The organism is Microbacterium sp. ZXT2-5, assembly GCF_055329545.1.
In genome coordinates this window covers 2,322,474-2,337,149 of the sequence record NZ_JBUZWD010000001.1, presented here as the reverse complement: position 1 = coordinate 2,337,149, position 14,676 = coordinate 2,322,474, and the positions used below count along the sequence as shown (strand labels likewise).

Annotated in this window: 18 protein-coding genes; 10 read left to right on the top strand and 8 right to left on the bottom strand. The window is 74.0% G+C overall.

Annotation, left to right across the window (positions count from 1 at the left end; genetic code table 11):
• Window positions 1-28 precede the first annotated feature (28 nt).
• The 3 genes from ACZBH1_RS10235 to ACZBH1_RS10225 form a co-directional block, all read right to left on the bottom strand.
• Window positions 29-880, bottom strand: a complete 852-nt coding sequence (locus tag ACZBH1_RS10235) for a GDSL-type esterase/lipase family protein (RefSeq protein ID WP_463646311.1) — start codon at window positions 878-880, stop codon at window positions 29-31.
• Between the two features lie 179 nt (window positions 881-1,059).
• On the bottom strand, window positions 1,060-4,086 hold the full coding sequence (locus tag ACZBH1_RS10230) for an AAA family ATPase (RefSeq protein WP_463646310.1): 3,027 nt from the start codon (window positions 4,084-4,086) through the stop codon (window positions 1,060-1,062).
• Window positions 4,083-5,231, bottom strand: a complete 1,149-nt coding sequence (locus ACZBH1_RS10225; protein ID WP_336394738.1) for an exonuclease SbcCD subunit D — start codon at window positions 5,229-5,231, stop codon at window positions 4,083-4,085. Before ACZBH1_RS10225 ends, ACZBH1_RS10230 begins: the two co-directional genes overlap by 4 nt.
• 109 nt (window positions 5,232-5,340) lie before the next feature.
• On the opposite strand from ACZBH1_RS10225, the gene ACZBH1_RS10220 reads away from it, so the two are divergent.
• From ACZBH1_RS10220 to ACZBH1_RS10205, 4 genes are all read left to right on the top strand, one after another.
• Window positions 5,341-5,814: an 8-oxo-dGTP diphosphatase gene (locus tag ACZBH1_RS10220; protein WP_463646309.1), complete on the top strand. Its 474-nt coding sequence runs from the start codon at window positions 5,341-5,343 to the stop codon at window positions 5,812-5,814.
• Window positions 5,815-5,866: 52 nt separating this feature from the next.
• Window positions 5,867-6,427 carry a hypothetical protein gene (locus ACZBH1_RS10215; RefSeq protein ID WP_336394736.1) on the top strand — a complete coding sequence of 187 codons (561 nt, stop codon included), beginning with the start codon at window positions 5,867-5,869 and terminating at the stop codon, window positions 6,425-6,427.
• A 3-nt stretch (window positions 6,428-6,430) separates the two neighbouring features.
• Window positions 6,431-7,162: an alpha/beta fold hydrolase gene (locus tag ACZBH1_RS10210; RefSeq protein WP_336394735.1), complete on the top strand. Its 732-nt coding sequence runs from the start codon at window positions 6,431-6,433 to the stop codon at window positions 7,160-7,162.
• Window positions 7,163-7,273: 111 nt separating this feature from the next.
• Window positions 7,274-7,501, top strand: coding sequence for a hypothetical protein (locus ACZBH1_RS10205; RefSeq protein WP_336394734.1), 228 nt, complete (start codon window positions 7,274-7,276; stop codon window positions 7,499-7,501).
• Window positions 7,502-7,546: 45 nt separating this feature from the next.
• Here ACZBH1_RS10205 and ACZBH1_RS10200 read toward each other — a convergent pair whose 3' ends face one another.
• The 4 genes from ACZBH1_RS10200 to ACZBH1_RS10185 all read right to left on the bottom strand — a co-directional run bounded on the left by ACZBH1_RS10200 (window position 7,547) and on the right by ACZBH1_RS10185 (window position 9,404).
• Complete coding sequence (locus ACZBH1_RS10200) at window positions 7,547-7,981, bottom strand: DUF1622 domain-containing protein (protein ID WP_452324778.1); 435 nt, start codon at window positions 7,979-7,981, stop codon at window positions 7,547-7,549.
• Between the two features lie 56 nt (window positions 7,982-8,037).
• Complete coding sequence (locus tag ACZBH1_RS10195) at window positions 8,038-8,784, bottom strand: hypothetical protein (protein ID WP_452324691.1); 747 nt, start codon at window positions 8,782-8,784, stop codon at window positions 8,038-8,040.
• A 1-nt stretch (window position 8,785) separates the two neighbouring features.
• Window positions 8,786-9,022 (bottom strand): hypothetical protein, encoded by a 237-nt coding sequence (locus tag ACZBH1_RS10190; protein ID WP_336394732.1) that lies wholly within the window; start codon window positions 9,020-9,022, stop codon window positions 8,786-8,788.
• An 88-nt stretch (window positions 9,023-9,110) separates the two neighbouring features.
• The gene (locus tag ACZBH1_RS10185) at window positions 9,111-9,404 is read right to left on the bottom strand and encodes a GNAT family N-acetyltransferase (RefSeq protein ID WP_336394731.1); all 294 of its coding nucleotides are present in this window, start codon (window positions 9,402-9,404) and stop codon (window positions 9,111-9,113) included.
• Window positions 9,405-9,954: 550 nt separating this feature from the next.
• Here ACZBH1_RS10185 and ACZBH1_RS10180 point away from each other — a divergent pair.
• The 3 genes from ACZBH1_RS10180 (at window position 9,955) to ACZBH1_RS10170 (ending at window position 12,296) form a co-directional block, all read left to right on the top strand.
• Window positions 9,955-10,692 carry a winged helix-turn-helix domain-containing protein gene (locus ACZBH1_RS10180; RefSeq protein WP_336394730.1) on the top strand — a complete coding sequence of 246 codons (738 nt, stop codon included), beginning with the start codon at window positions 9,955-9,957 and terminating at the stop codon, window positions 10,690-10,692.
• 47 nt (window positions 10,693-10,739) lie between these two features.
• A complete protein-coding gene (locus tag ACZBH1_RS10175) occupies window positions 10,740-11,747 on the top strand; it encodes a DNA-3-methyladenine glycosylase family protein (protein WP_463646308.1) in 1,008 nt (335 codons plus the stop codon).
• 132 nt (window positions 11,748-11,879) lie between these two features.
• Window positions 11,880-12,296: a VOC family protein gene (locus tag ACZBH1_RS10170; RefSeq protein WP_336395054.1), complete on the top strand. Its 417-nt coding sequence runs from the start codon at window positions 11,880-11,882 to the stop codon at window positions 12,294-12,296.
• An 18-nt stretch (window positions 12,297-12,314) separates the two neighbouring features.
• Here ACZBH1_RS10170 and ACZBH1_RS10165 read toward each other — a convergent pair whose 3' ends face one another.
• Window positions 12,315-13,232, bottom strand: a complete 918-nt coding sequence (locus ACZBH1_RS10165; RefSeq protein WP_463646307.1) for an aldo/keto reductase — start codon at window positions 13,230-13,232, stop codon at window positions 12,315-12,317.
• A 90-nt stretch (window positions 13,233-13,322) separates the two neighbouring features.
• Between ACZBH1_RS10165 and ACZBH1_RS10160 the strand changes: the two genes are divergently transcribed.
• The 3 genes from ACZBH1_RS10160 (at window position 13,323) to ACZBH1_RS10150 (ending at window position 14,672) form a co-directional block, all read left to right on the top strand.
• A complete protein-coding gene (locus tag ACZBH1_RS10160; RefSeq protein WP_336394727.1) occupies window positions 13,323-13,547 on the top strand; it encodes a hypothetical protein in 225 nt (74 codons plus the stop codon).
• A gap of 69 nt (window positions 13,548-13,616) precedes the next feature.
• Entirely contained in the window at window positions 13,617-13,802 is a 186-nt protein-coding gene (locus tag ACZBH1_RS10155) for a DUF1918 domain-containing protein (RefSeq protein ID WP_336394726.1), read from the top strand.
• Between the two features lie 81 nt (window positions 13,803-13,883).
• Window positions 13,884-14,672 carry a siderophore-interacting protein gene (locus tag ACZBH1_RS10150; RefSeq protein ID WP_463646306.1) on the top strand — a complete coding sequence of 263 codons (789 nt, stop codon included), beginning with the start codon at window positions 13,884-13,886 and terminating at the stop codon, window positions 14,670-14,672.
• The last annotated feature ends 4 nt before the right edge of the window (window positions 14,673-14,676 follow it).

Genomic DNA, 14,676 nt, shown 5'->3' with positions numbered 1-14,676 from the left:
GAGTCGGAGCCGTCGATCAACGACGGACTCAGGGCACCATCCACTGCGTCTTCGGCCAGGTGATCGCGGCGAGATTCGCCTGGCCCGACAGGGACGGGTGGAAGTAGTCGCGCGTGGAGAGGTCGGACCGGGCGAACGCGTAGTCCGCCACGGCGAATCCGTCGAACCGGCACTTCGCCGTCGCCGCGCACGCGTCCGAGAGCGCCTGGTTGTATTCGTTCACCCGCTGCTGCACCGCGGCCCGGCGCTGCACGTCGGCGGCCGCGGTGCTGGACGGGTTGGCCAGCATCGATCGGCACGTCTGCAGCAGGCCCCACGCGAGCCGCGCCGAGAGGCTCGATCTGTTGAGCTCGTACAGCCGCTGCAGGCTGGGAATGCTCGCGACGAAGATCTCCGGCGACCCAGGGCTCGCCGCCAAGGTGGTCAGCGCCGCGGTGACGTTCGCCGCGAAGGCGGCCGTGGGCGTCATCGCGCCGACCGTCCGGGTGCACGCGTCGTTCGCGCCGACCTCGATGGTCACGTACTGCACCGTCTGGGTGGCGGCCGCGTGGGCCTGGGCCGGGAGCGACGCGGAGGCGGCCCCGGAGGTCGAGAGGTTGTACGCGGCGAGCCCGGTCGCGCCGAGCGCGCGAAGCCGGAGGAAGTGGGAGTTCACCGTTGTGCTGGAGCCGGTCGACCAGCTGTTCGCGGGGCACGACGTGAGGCTCGAGCACGTCATCGCGGCCTGCGAGATCGAGTCGCCCAGCGCCGCCATGCGGACGATCTGGGCGGTGGCGGGCGCGGCGCCGGCGGCGGGGGCCGAGGCGAGCGTGCCGGCGAGCAGGAGCGCGGATGCCGCGAACGCGGCGACGGCGCGGCGCGCCCGGGTGCTGGAACGCATGATTCCTCCGTACGTCGACGTGACGGATGGGTGCGGCACGGCGCCGCGGCGGGATGCCGGCGGGTCGAACCGGATCGCGGATTCCCCCAGGAATCCGACGGCGTCGGGTCACTGCCGCGAACGATACTCCTCGGCCCGGGTCTGCGACAGGGCGAAGCGGACGCCCCCTGCCCGAGCCGTCAGACGGACGCGACCGCGTCCTGCGTGATGACGCTCGGCCCTTCCGGCGTCGCCTCGACCGCGAGCTGTGCGGGCAACTGCTCCTTCATCGCGGCGACGTGGCTGATGACGCCGACCGTACGACCGCCCTGGCGCAGCTCATCGAGGGTGCGCATGGCGAGATCCAGGGTCTCCTCGTCGAGCGACCCGAACCCCTCGTCGACGAAGAGCGTGTCGAGACGGATGCCGCCCGCACGCGCCGTCACCACCTCGGCGAGCCCCAGCGCGAGAGCGAGGGATGCCAGGAACGTCTCGCCGCCGGAGAGGGACTGGGCGGGACGCGCCTGCCCCGTGTAGGCGTCCATGACCTCCAGGCCGAGGCCCGACGCCGCACCTCTGGCCGCGCGCGCGTCGGTGTGCTGCAGGCGGTAGCGCCCGGAGGACATGTCGGCGAGGCGCACGTTGGCGGCGGTGACGATCTCTTCCAGCTCGGCGGCGAGGACGAACGTCTCGAGGTCCATCTTCATCGTGTTGGGTGCCCGACCGGCGACCGTGTCGGCCAGCCGTGTGACGGCCTCCGCATCGGCGGCCTTCGCGGCGATCCCCGCGTACGAGTCGTCGATCTGCAGCGCGAGGTCGCGCAGCGCCTCGACGAGCGCATGAGCATCGCGTTCGGCCCGCAGCGCCGCCGTGCGCGCCGCGTCCGCGGCGTCCAGCGCGGCCTTCGAGCCGACGGTGTCGGCAGGCCCCTCGGGGGCGCCCGCGAGCTCCAGCTCGAGGTCGAGCAGCCGGGCGCGGGTCGCCGCGAGCTGCGCGTCGTGCGTCGCGATGCGCTCCGCCAGCGCTTCGGCCTCGCGCGGCTCCAGCAGTGCCCGCCTCGCCTCCTCGGCGTCGGCGAACGCGGAGGTGCCGATCCTGTCGTCGGCATCGGCGAGGCTCTCCGCCGCCGACGCGGCCGCGCGGGCGGCCTCGGCCTGCGCGTCGTGCGCGCGCCGGGCGGCATCCCGGACTCTCTTCGCCTCGGCGACGCGGTCGGCCACGCTGACGTGGTCGCCGCGGGCGTCGTCGACGGCCCGCCGGGTGGCCTCGACCGTCGCGGCGAGCGCGGCCGCGCGCGTCCGGGCGGCCGCGAGCAGGTCGGCCAGCGCGGCACGGGATGCCTCGGCCTCGGCGTCCAGTGCCGCCAGCTGGGCGTGCTGCGTCATCACCTCGTCGCGGCGCTGCACCGCGCGCTCGGCCGCGGCCAGCTCATCGGCCGCCTTGTGGAGCGCATCGCGCAGCATCTGGACGCCCTCGCCGCCGGCGCGGGCCGCAGCGTCGCCGTGGCGCTCGCGCGCGGTGCGCGCGGCCTCCGACGCGGACCGCTCGCGTGCGAGCGCCGCGTCGCGCTCACGCTCGGCCTCGGCGACCATCTCGTCGGTGACGGGCTCGTCGGCGGGACCGGCCAGTGCCGGGTGGGAGGTCGCCCCGCACACGGCGCACGGCTCCCCGTCGACGAGGACCGCCGCGAGCTCGCCGGCGTAGCCGTCCAGGCGGCTCTGCAGCAGCGCGGCGACGCGCGCGGCAGCCGCCGCGGCCGCGGCGGCCTGGTCGCGGTGCGCCGCCTCGCTGTCGCGCCGGACGACGGCGAGGCGCTCGGCCTCCTCCGCGGCGGCCAGGCGCTGCACCAGCTCGTCGTGGCGGGTGCGGGCGGGATCACGGCGAGCGGCGCGCTCGCGCAGCGGCTCGAGCTCGCTCTCGAGCCGCGCGAGTTCCGCCGGCACCTGGGCCCGCTGCGCGTCGAGCGCGGCGACGTCGCCCTCGAGCCGCGACGTCTCGGCCTCGGCGGCCGCCAGCTGCGCCTGCTCGTCGGCGAGCGCGGTCTCGTGCGCCAGCGCCGCCGTCCATACGGCGAGCTCGCCGGTGACGCGCTCGACGACGGCCTCGAGGTCGGCCGCGGCGTCCTCGCCGACGCGCTCGGCGATGCGCAGCCACGCCGTGTCGGCCTCGGCCGCCGCCGCCGCGGTCGCCGCGGCGGTGCGCTCGGCCCGCTCTGCGGCCTCGAGCGGCGCGCGGAGCGACTCGGCCGACCGGGCACGATCGAGCCGGTCGCGGTCGGACGCGATCCGGCTGCCGTCGGCCTCCAGCGTCGCCAGCCGCTCGCGCGCGCGCGCCAGCTCGGCCTGCGCCTTCGACAGCGCGACGAGCTCCGCGTGCGCGGCCTCGGCCGCCGAGCGCGCGGCGTCGGCGGCCGTCCGCTCGTGGGTGAGCGTGTCGAGGCGGTACGCCGCACGCTGCCGGCCGAGCTCGACGGCGTCGCGGCGGGCGCCGAGGTCCGGCGTCGCGGCGACGTCAGGGCCGGCATCGGCGCCCTCGGTGTGCTCGGGGTCGTCGGCCTGCGCCGCGATGAGCCGCTCGGCCTGGGCGAGCAGCGTCCGCGCCCGCTCGGCGAGCGCATCGACCTCGCGCTGCGCGGCCTTGCTGCGTTCCCCGAGCTCGCGGGCGTACTCCTCGTAGCGGCGCGAGCCGAAGAGCGCGCGCAGCAGCGACTGCCGCTCCGCGCCGGACGCGAGGAGGAAGCGCGAGAACCGGTTCTGGGCGAGCAGGATGACCTGCTGGAACTGCTGAGCGCTGAGCCCGAGCACCTCGTCCAGCAGCAGGCCGACGTCGCGCGGCCTGGCCGCCCGGCCGATCCAGGTGCCGTCCACGAGCTCCTCGAGCTCTGCCCGGGTCGGCTCCGCCGTGAGGCCGCCGCCCCGGCGCGACGGCCGCTGGTACTCGGGAGCGCGGGTGACGCGCCACCGCCGCTCTCCGACGGTGAACTCGAGCCGCACCTCGGTGGGGTCGTCGGGCTCGCAGTGGTCGCTGCGCAGCCGCTTGTCGCCGGACTCGTAGCGCGGCACGCTCCCGTACAGGGCGAAGCAGACGCCGTCGAGGATGCTCGACTTGCCGGCCCCCGTGCGCCCGGCGATGAGGAAGATGCCGTCACGATCGAACGCGTCGAAGTCGACGCTCTGACGCTCGCGGAACGGCCCGAACCCGGTGAGCTCGAGGCGATGCAGCCTCATGCGCCGGCCTCCACCCGCGTGCGCTCCTCGAGGAGGTCCCTCACGAGGTCGGCCTCGCGCGCGGACGCCCCCTCGCCCTCGCGCACGTGCGCGAGGAACGCGTCGACGAGTTCGGCGTCGTTGCGTGCGGCGCGCACCCGCTGCGCATACGTGCGGACCTCGCCGGGCCGGGGCGCCGCGGGGGCGTGCCGGACCTCGGCGCAGAAGGGGAAGCGCGCGAGCAGGCGGCGCATGGGGTCGCGCTGCGGGAGGGCGTCGGTGTACTCGGCACGGACCCAGTGGCCGGCGTGCGCTGCGAACCGCTCGTCGGCGAGGAGCTCGTCGAGTGTGGCGCTGACGGTCGCGAGGGCCCGCGGCACCGGGAGGGGGAGCCACTGGACGTCGGCGAGTCCGTCGGCGTCGAGCTCGACGAGCCAGCACCCGCGGGGCTTGTCGCCCTCGTCGAAGCTGTAGTGCAGCGGCGCGCCGGCGTAGCGCACGCCGCGCGCGAGCTGCTGGCGACCGTGGATGTGACCGAGCGCCATGTAGTCGACACCGTCGAAGGCCGACAGCGGGACCACGTCGAGACCGCCCTGCTGGATGTCGCGCTCCAGGTGGGGCGTCGGCGCGACCCCCGCCGCGAAGCAGTGTGCGACGGCGACCGACCGGCCGCCCCGGCCGCGGGCATCGGCGCGCACCAGGTCCATCGCGCGGGTGACCACGTCGGCCTGGGTGCGCACCCCCGGCCATACGGTGCGCAGGAGCACGGGCTCGAGGTAGGGGATGCCGTAGATGTGGACGGGGCCGTGCTCGTCGCTCACCGTCACCGGCGTGCCGACGGCGGCCGGATCGGTGACGACGTGGATGCCGTCGCGCAGCAGCGCCGACTGGAACCCCAGCCGAGCGGCGGAGTCGTGGTTGCCGCTGGTGACGACGACCGTCGCTCCCGCGTCCGCGATCGCGCGCAGCGTGTCGGTCAGAAGGGTGTAGGCCGGGGCAGCGGGTGCGGCCGAGTCGAACACGTCCCCCGCGACGATCACGGCGTCGACGGCATGCTCGCGCACCTGCCCGACCAGCGCTTCGAGCACGCCGCGCAGCGCGTCGAGCGTCGAGTGGCCGTGGAACGACCGCCCGATGTGCCAGTCCGAGGTGTGCAGGATGCGCATGCCCACACGGTACGTTCGCCTGCCGACATCGCCGGTGAGGCAGGCCGGGCATCCGGGGATCGCGCGGGCCCGCACGGTCCGCGCCGGGCGCCGGGCGTACCCTCGACGCATGTCCTTGCCCGAGGTCTGCGTCGTCTATCTGCTGCGGCGCGGGCCTGGGGGCACGGAGGTGCTGCTCGGCGACAAGCGGACCGGTCTCGGCCAGGGGAAGGTCGTCGGGATCGGCGGCAAGCTCGACCACGGAGAATCGGCCGAGGAGGCCGCGGTGCGCGAGGTCGAGGAGGAGATCGGCGTGCGGATCGAGGCATCCGCTCTGCATCTCGCGGGCACGATCGACTACCACTTCCCCACGCGGCCCGCCTGGTCGCAGCGGTCCACGGTCTTCGTGTGCCGCAGGTTCCAGGGCGAGCCCGTCGAGACGGCGGAGATCACGCCTCGCTGGTACGCGCTGGACGCGGTGCCGTACCCGCGGATGTGGGACGACGCCTCGCGATGGCTGCCCGGCGTGCTGCGCGGCGGCACCGTCGACGCCCGCTTCACGTTCGGGTCCGATCTGTCCACCGTCGTGCTCACCGCGGTGTGAACACGCGAGCGGCGCACTCCCGCTCCGGGGTCGCGACGTCTTATCGTTGAGCATGGCGCTGACCGCAGACACCGCTCCACGATCGACCGTCGTGGCACTCGTCGGCGCCGACAGCGACGAGCTGCTGACCGGCTTGGCCGATGTGCCGGCCCTGGTCGCGCTGTCGCTGCGCGAGGCCGAGCCGGCCGTCGCGGCGCACCTCGTCGCGTCGGTGTCGATGCCCTACGTCGTGCACGACGCAGATCCCCTCGAGCACGTGGCATCGGCGTGGGTCGAGCTCTACGAGGAGCGCTCGACGCTCGGGTCGCTCGAGACGGAGGTGGGGGCGCTGCTCGACCTCTTCGCCTCGGGCGAGGCGGTCATGCCGGACTACTACGTGGTCGCCGGCCCCGAGGCGATCGAGGGGACGTGGCGGCACTGGTGGCTGGGCGCGCTCGCGCATCGTGCCCCGTCGCGGGTGCTGCCGGTCGAAGCGTCGGGGGCGGCCCTGCGGGCGCGGCTGCGCAGCCTGCCCGCGTCACGGCCGTGGCCCGATCCGTCGGCATGGCTCCCCCGCGTGCAGTTCGACATCCCCGATCGGGTGGGACTGCGGGACCAGAGCGGCGCCGCCTGATCGATGGCGACAGTGGAGGAGTTCGCGTACGCCGGCGCGTCGATCGTCGCCGAGCGGCGTGGCAGCGGCACGCCGCTGTACGTCCTGGTGCACGGGATCGGAATGGGGCGCAGCGTTTTCGACGATCTGGCACACCACCTCCGGGACGGCGAGGTGATCATGCTCGACCTGCCGGGGTACGGGGAGGCTCCCGAGCCCCGCCGCGTGCTCACCATCGAGCGCACCGCCGACCTGGTCGCGGCGTATCTGCGCGCGCGGGTGGGCCGGCCCGCGGTCGTCATCGGCCACTCGATGGGAGCCCAGATCGCGCTCGAGGTCGCAGTCCGGCACCCCCGCGTGGCCGAGCGCATCGTCCTGGTGGGACCGACCGTCGACCCCGCGGCCCGCAGCGCCCCGCGCCAGCTCTGGCGCCTGCTGCGCGACATCGCGATCGAGAGCCCGCGGGTGATCGCGCGTGGCGCGCGCGAGTACGTGCGCGCCGGACCGCACCTGCGCGCGAAGTTCCGCGCCATGCTCGTGCATCGCCCGGAGGACGTCCTCGCCCGCGCCGGCGTGCCGGCGCTGGTGCTGCGCGGCGAGCACGACCTCGTCGCTCCGCCGCAGTGGTGCCGGAGGATCGCCGACACCCTCCCCGACGGCCGGCTGCGCGAGGTGCCCGGGCACGGTCACGAGACGATGATCCGGGATGCCTCCTCCGCCGCCCGCCTCATCCGCGAGTTCGCCCGGGAGGGGTGATCCGCAGTGGCGGGACTGCCTGGTGGCGGTGGATTCCTGCCATGTGCGGCCGACCCGGCAATGTCCGACCCCCGGCGTAGGTTCACTCTGTCGGAACCAACGGAGGAAACCATGTTCGCTGTCTATGCCGCCGAGCACCAATACCGTCACGACACCTGGGCGCGGGAACGCGACCGCGCGCTGCTCGCCTCGATCCGTGAGCGGACCTCCGCGCGGGCGCCGCACCCCGCGACGCGGGCCGTCGTGCCCGCGCCGGCCCGCGCGCAGCGCGCGCCGTGGGCACGCCCGATCGGCCTGCACAACGGCGCCGAGTGCACCCCTGCGTGCGCACCCGCCTGATCATCCGCGGCCGGCCGCGCGTGTCAGCCGTGTGAGCGGCCGCGCTCAGCGCGGGCCTGGCTCGGGCGCGGCGGTGCCGGCGGCCTGGCTCGCAGCGCGGTCCCGCGCGACGGCGTCGCCGACGACCTGACCGCCGCTGCGGAGGATCGCGCGACGCCAGGGCAGGGTGCCCTCGATCTCGATCTGGATGGAGATCGACAGGATCGTCCGGATGAGGACGATGAGACCCAGGATCGCCGCCTCCTCGAGCGAGGGCTTGGACGTGATCGTGCGGATGAGATCCGCGGCGACCAGCACCTCGAGCCCGAGGAGGATGGCGCCGCCCAGGGTCGTCCGCAGCACGGTGAACGCGGTGCGCCCGCCCTCGTGCCGGCCGAGGGACCTCATGCTCAGCACGAGCGCGATGACGAAGCCGACGATCATCGCGCCGGCCCCGATCGCCTCGAAGCCGACGGCGACGACGGTGAACACGTCCTCCATGGGCACGCGCTCAGCCTAGGGCCGAGCGGTCCGTCGCCGCCGCCGGATCGCGGAACTCAGCGCGAGTCTTCGCGCCCCGATTGGGCGGGGGTATCCGCATCGCCGGTGGACACCTGCCGCGCCAGCTCCTCGACGTCGTGCTCGGGCAGGTCGATGCCGGACTGCGTGAGCCGCTGCCGCAGCACCTCCGCGATGCGCTCGAGCGGCTCGGCACCGACGTCGGAGCGCGTCTGCGCGACGATCCCGGAGACCTTGTCGACGTCGGAGGCGTTGTTCTGCGCCATCGCGGGCAGCCGCTGCTCCTGCTCCGCACCGAGCGCTCCCGGCGTGCGCTGGGCCTCGCTGACCGTGAGCGTGTCACGGCCGCCGTCGTGGCCGTGATGATCCCCGCCGTCGATGACGCCGATGCCGACCGCCTCATGACTCGGCTCGCCGCTCAGCGCGCCATCCGACGGCACGGTCGCGGCTGCGCCCTGCGCCGGCTCGGCGGGCGCCGCGGTGGCCGCTGCCTGCTCGGCCGACCCCGCGTCGGCTGCATCCGCACGGCCGGTGTCGCCGCTCTGATCCGGCGCACTCGTCGGGGGCGGGGGCGCCGCGGCGCCCGCGCCGCCCTGCTCGGGCGCCTCGGTCCAGGTGCCGGCGGGCTTGGAGTCGGGGGCGGGCTCGCCCAGGGCGGGCGGCGCCTCCGGCTGCTCGTCACGCGTCGGCTCGTGGGGCGCCGGGGTCCCTTCCGCCCCCGCGGCGTCGCCGCGATCGGGCTGGTTCACACCGGGCTGCTCGTACTCATTGCCTGTCGTGCTCATCTCAGGGCTCCTCTCCACGCTGTGCATCGGACGCGAGATCGGGGTCGGCGCCCTGGCGGGCCGCCTCGCCCTCGACGGGATCGTCCGGCGCGAGGGCGGCGTCCGTCAGCAGGTCGCCCTCAGAAACTGCGGCGCTGCGCTCCCGCGACTCGACGTCGTCCACCTGATCCCAGCCGCCTTGCGGGTCCGCGTCGATGACGCCTTCGGGAAGGTCCTGATCCGACCGATCGCGCTCCATGTCGCGCTCCTCTCGTCCTTCCCCAGCATCCCCCGCCCGCCGCGGGGCGTCATGGGGTTGACAAGATGGGCGGGCGTCGGGACGCGCGTCAGGAGCGGGACTGCAGCATCCCGCGGTGCGCCGGGTTCTCCTCGAACCAGTCGGCGACGTACCAGCAGACGGGCACGATCTTCCGGTCGCCCGTCTGCTCGAGCTCCTGCACGGCCCGGCCGACGAGCTCGCCGGCATAGCCGTGGCCCCGGAACGTCGGCACTGTGTAGGCGCGTGTCATGGCCACCGTGCGTCCGTCGTCGCGGTAATCCAGCACGCTGACCAGATCCTCGCCCCGGTGCAGCGTGTAGCGCGAGGAGTCGGTCTCTTTGGTGAAGCGGAGCTCGGTCACCCGCACAGGCTACGCCCGCGGGCTCGGGCGGGGCGGCTGACCTGGCGATGTCGCGGCATTCCTTGAGCAGGCGTCCTGCCGGCCTTCAGGGACGGCGCCGCCCGGGAGCCTGCCCGGCGCTCGCGTCAGACTGAGCAATCTGTCACATTCCTTCATGATCAAGCCTCGACATCCGTGCGATTTGACGTTTTCCGACAAACTCCGTCATAATCGGCCACATGACTGACAACGCGCTGTATCTGTCCGCCCGGGAGGCGAACAGGACTGCCGGCATGATGATGGCCGGCCGCATTGTCATGTGTTGTCGAATGTGCCACTAGCACGGTGACCCCCGTCGGACTCCTCCTCCGCTTCTGAAAACGGATCGCACGGAGTCCCCCGAAGCACCGGTTTCGTGCGTCGATCACGCGCACCCGGATCCGCTTCGCACATCGCCCAGCGTCGGGCAACAGGCCATCACCCGGCCGACGGCCCTCGCCTCCGACGACATGGGCCGCAGCACACACCAACCCGGCTCCGCCCCCGGGTTCCTCCCGCAAGGACCATCATCATGTCGAACACCGCTCTCCTCGACCGCCCCGCCACCGCTCCCGTCCGCCACCTCCGCGCCGTCGACCGCCCGGTCGGCGTCCAGCCGCCCGCGCCGGAGCCGGCCCAGCCGGCCGCGCGTGCCCTGCCCGCCGGCACCGCGCCCCGCGGCTTCGCCCTCTACGTCGGAATCGACGAAGCGAAGGCCGCTGCGTCGGGAGTGAGCCTCGGCGTGCTCGTCGACGCACTGCGACGCACCCTGGCCGACCTCGCGCCTTCCGCCGAGACGTACGCCACCGTGGCCCTCGCGCCCGTCGGCTCCGGCGGCCGCGACGTGGACGTCGTGCGGCTGGCCCTGCACGAGCCGTCCGCCGTGGCGCGCACGAAGCAGGACGAGCCCGAGGACGAGGAGATCGCCGCCGGCGGCGTCGTCGTCGACATCTCGCGCAAGCGCGTGCTCATCGACGGCGAGTCGGCCGCGTTCACCTTCAAGGAGTTCGAGCTGCTGCAGTACCTCGTGCTCCGCGAGGGCCGCACCATCGAGCGCACCGAGCTCGTCACCTCGCTCTGGCAGGGGACCTCCGACGACGACGCCCCGGGCGAGCGCACGATCGACGTGCACGTGCGCCGCCTCCGCGCGAAGCTCGGGCGCTACGAGGACATCGTGCGCACCGTCCGCGGGGTGGGCTACCGCTTCGACCGTCACGCAGACGTCGTCATCCGCTACGGTCACGGCACGCCTTCGCCCGACCGCTTCTGAATCGCGCTCCGACAGCGTGTCGGAGGCGGGGGCGTAGGGTGGGCGGCATGGCCACGTCGCTCTCGCGCACTCCCCGGACGAGGGATGCCGGGCGCTCCGCGACGCGCGCCGAGCCTCGCGATCCGCGCCCCGATCACGGGCGGCCGCTCGAGACGGAGTACCGCCCCCGTCAGCCTCTCGACCTGCGTCGCACAGTGCTCTTCCAGCGGCGCGGGGCTGCTGACCCGACGATGACGGTCTCCGGCGCCGTCATCTGGCGGGCGAGCCGGACTCCGGCCGGCGTCGCGACCCTCGCGATCCGCGAGACCCACCCCGGCGTCGTCCGAGGAGCGGCATGGGGCCCCGGTCGGGAGTGGGCGCTTGCTCAGCTGCCGGCGCTGTGCGGCGCCGACGACGATGTCACCGGCTTCGACGCGGCGCGGCATCCGCTGATCGCCGACGCCCACCACCGCAACCCGGGCCTGCGGCTCTCCCGCACGGGGCTCGTCTTCGACGCGCTGGCCGGCGCGATCTTCGAGCAGAAGGTGACCGGCATGCAGGCGTTCGGCGCGTGGCGCCGCATCGTGACGTGGTGCGGCGAGCGCGCGCCCGGGCCGACGCCGGTGCCGATGTTCGCACCTCCCACCATCGACGGCTGGCAGCACGTCCCGTCCTGGGTCTGGCACCGCGCGGGGCTCGAGCCGCCGCAGTCGAAGACCGTGGTGCGCGCCGCCCGCCGCGGCGACGCGCTCGTGCGCGCCGTGCTGAGCGCAGAGGACGGCGAGGCCGTCGACCGTGTGCTCCTCAGCCAGGCCGGGATCGGCCCGTGGACCTCCGCCGAGACGCGCATCCGGGCGCTCGGCGACCCCGATGCCGTGAGCGTCGGCGACTTCCACGTCGCGCACGAGGTCGGCTACGCGCTGACCGGGCACCGCGTCGACGATGACGGGATGCTGCAGCTGCTGGCCGCCTGGCCTGGCCACCGCCAGCGCGTGATCCGCCTCATCGGCGCGAGCGGCGTGCGCGAACCGCGACGCGGTCCGCGGCTGCACCCGGAGGACCACCGCGACCGCTGACCGACGCAGGCCCGGCCCGGCACGCAGGCGCATCGCCCGGAGACCCTCTTGCCGATGTCGGAGGCCCGGACGACACTGGGACGCGCCACGCGGCCGGGCGCGGCATCCACCATCCGTCTTCAGGAGTTCGACATGCCCAGCCTCAACCCGTATCTCTCGTTCAAGAACCAGGCCCGCGAGGCGATGACGTTCTATCAGAGCGTCTTCGGGGGCGAGCTCGACATCTCGACCTTCGGTCAGTTCGAGGGCATGGTGCAGGACCCGGCAGAGGCCGACCTGGTCATGCACTCCCAGCTCACCACCCCGGACGGCTTCGTGCTCATGGCCGCCGACACCCCGACCGGCATGACGTGGCAGCAGCCGGCCGGCGTGTCGGTGTCGGTGAGCGGCGACGATGAGGCGCCGCTGCAGGGCTTCTGGGACAAGCTGGCCGACGGGGGCACCGTGACGATGCCGTTCGACACGCCGCCGTGGGGCGGGCGGTTCGGCATGCTCACCGACCGCTTCGGGATCGACTGGATGGTGGCGGTCAACGCTCCTCAGCAGTGAGCGCCCGCCGCCGTCGCGTCAGGCGTATTCGCTGTCGTCGACCGGTGACGGAGCCGGCCCGAGCGCGTCCAGCTGGGTCCACACCTCGTCGGGGATCGGCGTGGCGGCGAGCTCGTCGAGCTGCGCGAGCCGGCGAGCCGACGAGATGCCGACGATCGTCGAGTCGACCAGCGGCGAGCGCAGCGAGAAGTGCAGCGCGACCGCGGGAAGAGCCACGCCGTGCGCCGCGCACACCTGCTCGAGGCGAGCCACCCAGTCCTGCAGAGCAGGCGGTGCCGGGCGGTAGCCGTACATCGCCCCCTCCCGGGCGCCGGTCGCGAGGATCCCGGCGCCGAACGGCGCCGCGTTGAACACCGTCATGCCCCGCTCCCGCGCGTCGGCGAACACCGGTGCGGCCGACTGGTCCACGACCGTGAACCGGTTGTGGACCAGCACCGCGTCGAAGACCCCGGTGCCCACGTAGCGGGCCATCATGGGGGCGGGCCCCGCCGCGACGCCGATCGCGTCGACGCGACCGGACTCCCGCAGCTCGATGAGGCCCTCCACGGCCCCGCCGCGTGCCATCGCCTCGTCGAAGGTCACGGTGTACGGGTCGTGCAGGTGCAGGAGCGGCAGGCGGTCCACGCCCAGGCGCGCCGTCGTCTCGTCGAACGACCGCAGCACCCGCTCGCGATCGAAGGCCCCCGTCTCGGGATCGCAGTCGACCTTGGAGATGACCCGGGTGGCGGCATCCGGGCCGGTCCGCGCGATGGCGAGCCCGAGCACCGCCTCGCTCCGGCCTCCGGCGTAGTTGTTGGACGTGTCGACGAAGGCGTGCGTGCCTGCGAAGAGCTGCTCGGCGAACGCGACGGCGGCCTCCTCTTCGGGCGAGCCGGGCGCGGTGTCGCGTCCGAGGCCCGAGGTGCCGAGGGTGAGCGGGCTGACGTTGAGGGTCATGGCATCCGTTCCATGTGGGGGCGTTCTGTCCAACCTACCGAGGCGCGATCGGCGTGGGCCGCAGGCCCGGCCGCGCTCTAGGCTTTCGGCATGGCGACGACGCGCAAGGGCTGGACCCGCGGACACTCCGGATGGGCGCTCGGCACCGCCCTCATGTTCACCCTCGGGATCATGTTCGGGCTGATCTGGGGGAACGTGCTGCTGGGCGTCCTGCTTGCCGCGGCCGTGTCGATCGGGTGGCTGATGGCCTACGAGTCGTGGCGGGGTCGCAGCGTCGGTCTGGAGGATCGCGACGACGACGGGGCGCGCCTCTGACCGGACGCAGCGTCGGCTCTACCCCTCGCTGCCCGCCCGTCGTATCGTGTGCGCCAGGAGGTGGTCCACATGCAAGCGAGCGTCGGGGACCGCGTGGTCATCCATGGCCGCGTCGTCGGAGCGGTGGAGCGCGCCGGCGAGGTGATAGAGGTGCGAGGCAGCCAGGAGAACCCGCTGCTGGTGGTTCGCTACGACGACGGGCACGAGGCGATCCTGTCGCCCGGCAGCGACTGCGAAATCCGTCACGTGTCCTGATCGGGCGCGCGAGCACCGCCGGCCGCTGGGGCGCACCCTATCAACACCGAGCCTGAGCACAGTCAGGCTAGCCTCGCCTGCATGGACAACCGAACTTCGTTCAGGCTCGAGCCCACCGGACTCGAGCTGCGCTTCCGCCGCGCCACGTTGGCTGCCCGCGAATGGCTCACCCCCTCGTACGTGCGCGTCCGGCTGCAGGGCCCGGAGCTGACGGGCTTCCGGTCGCTCGGCGCCGACGACCACCTCCGCCTCTTCTTCCCCGAGGGCGCCCCGGAGACCGTCGAGGAGCTTCGCGCCGCGCCGAACCGGGAGTACACGCCGCTCGCGTGGGGCGAGGACTGGCTCGAGATCGAGTTCGCCATCCACGGTGACCCCGCCGACGGGACCGCGGGGGTCGCCGCGGCGTGGGCGGCGACCGCCCCCGTGGGTGCCGTCGCCGGTGTCGGCGGCCCGCGAGGCTCGAAGGTGCTGACCGGCCGTCCCGACGCGTGGCTCCTCGCCGGCGACGAGACCGCCGTGCCGGCGATGCGCCGCTTCGCTCAGGCGATGGACGCCGACGCCGTCGGCAGCATCCACGTGGAGGTGACGGATGCCGCGCACGCGCTGCCCATCGATGCTCCGGCCGGCGTCCGCGTCGAGCAGGTGCACCGCGGCACCGGTCCCGCCGGCGTCGCTCTCGCCGCCCGGCTCGACGCGCTGACGGCCGAGGACCGGCCGACGGGGTCGGTGTTCGGCTTCGTCGCGGCGGAGCAGTCGATCGTCAAGCCCGGGCGCGCGCTGCTGCTGGACCGGTGGAGCCTCGCGCCGGAGCAGATGATCGTGAAGGGCTACTGGAAGCGCGCCGAGATGGAGTACCACGCCCCGCACTGACCCG

Coding starts and splice junctions, on each gene's coding strand:
- ACZBH1_RS10165 (WP_463646307.1), bottom strand. CDS start 13,232: ATGACCCTCAACGTCAGCCCGCTCACCCTCGGCACCTCGGGCCTCGGA.
- ACZBH1_RS10175 (WP_463646308.1), top strand. CDS start 10,740: ATGGCCACGTCGCTCTCGCGCACTCCCCGGACGAGGGATGCCGGGCGC.
- ACZBH1_RS10205 (WP_336394734.1), top strand. CDS start 7,274: ATGTTCGCTGTCTATGCCGCCGAGCACCAATACCGTCACGACACCTGG.
- ACZBH1_RS10230 (WP_463646310.1), bottom strand. CDS start 4,086: ATGAGGCTGCATCGCCTCGAGCTCACCGGGTTCGGGCCGTTCCGCGAG.
- ACZBH1_RS10235 (WP_463646311.1), bottom strand. CDS start 880: ATGCGTTCCAGCACCCGGGCGCGCCGCGCCGTCGCCGCGTTCGCGGCA.
- ACZBH1_RS10150 (WP_463646306.1), top strand. CDS start 13,884: ATGGACAACCGAACTTCGTTCAGGCTCGAGCCCACCGGACTCGAGCTG.
- ACZBH1_RS10200 (WP_452324778.1), bottom strand. CDS start 7,981: ATGGAGGACGTGTTCACCGTCGTCGCCGTCGGCTTCGAGGCGATCGGG.
- ACZBH1_RS10220 (WP_463646309.1), top strand. CDS start 5,341: ATGTCCTTGCCCGAGGTCTGCGTCGTCTATCTGCTGCGGCGCGGGCCT.
- ACZBH1_RS10180 (WP_336394730.1), top strand. CDS start 9,955: ATGTCGAACACCGCTCTCCTCGACCGCCCCGCCACCGCTCCCGTCCGC.
- ACZBH1_RS10225 (WP_336394738.1), bottom strand. CDS start 5,231: ATGCGCATCCTGCACACCTCGGACTGGCACATCGGGCGGTCGTTCCAC.
- ACZBH1_RS10195 (WP_452324691.1), bottom strand. CDS start 8,784: ATGAGCACGACAGGCAATGAGTACGAGCAGCCCGGTGTGAACCAGCCC.
- ACZBH1_RS10170 (WP_336395054.1), top strand. CDS start 11,880: ATGCCCAGCCTCAACCCGTATCTCTCGTTCAAGAACCAGGCCCGCGAG.
- ACZBH1_RS10215 (WP_336394736.1), top strand. CDS start 5,867: ATGGCGCTGACCGCAGACACCGCTCCACGATCGACCGTCGTGGCACTC.
- ACZBH1_RS10155 (WP_336394726.1), top strand. CDS start 13,617: ATGCAAGCGAGCGTCGGGGACCGCGTGGTCATCCATGGCCGCGTCGTC.
- ACZBH1_RS10190 (WP_336394732.1), bottom strand. CDS start 9,022: ATGGAGCGCGATCGGTCGGATCAGGACCTTCCCGAAGGCGTCATCGAC.
- ACZBH1_RS10160 (WP_336394727.1), top strand. CDS start 13,323: ATGGCGACGACGCGCAAGGGCTGGACCCGCGGACACTCCGGATGGGCG.
- ACZBH1_RS10210 (WP_336394735.1), top strand. CDS start 6,431: ATGGCGACAGTGGAGGAGTTCGCGTACGCCGGCGCGTCGATCGTCGCC.